Annotated in this window: 1 protein-coding gene; it reads left to right on the forward strand. The window is 65.9% G+C overall.

What is annotated here, in order from left to right:
* Positions 1-299, forward strand: a 299-nt coding sequence (locus DQ393_RS00010; RefSeq protein WP_146758952.1) for a hypothetical protein, incomplete at both ends; no start/stop codon positions are given.

Genomic DNA, 299 nt, shown 5'->3' on the forward strand with positions numbered 1-299 from the left:
GTTGCCCGCAATATCCATGTCAATGCGCCGGTCTACGGCAAGACCATCCGCCTGACGGGCGGCGCCAGCCAATACAATTATGCCACCGGCGAAGCGACGGCGCTGACCGCCACGTCAGGCACGCCGGAATACGCGATCGACGGCACGGCACTCGGCGCCATGCAGGCCGACCGCATCAAGGTCGTCGTCACCGAGAAGGGCGCCGGCGTCAAGATGAGCGGTGACATGGCCGCCAATGCCGGCGAACTGACGCTGTCGGCCGACGGCAAGATCTCGATCGGCAATGCCTCTGGCCGCGA

Source organism: Martinezella tropici (genome assembly GCF_003287875.1).
In the GTDB taxonomy this organism is placed as follows: Bacteria; Pseudomonadota; Alphaproteobacteria; order Rhizobiales; family Rhizobiaceae; genus Rhizobium; species Rhizobium tropici_C.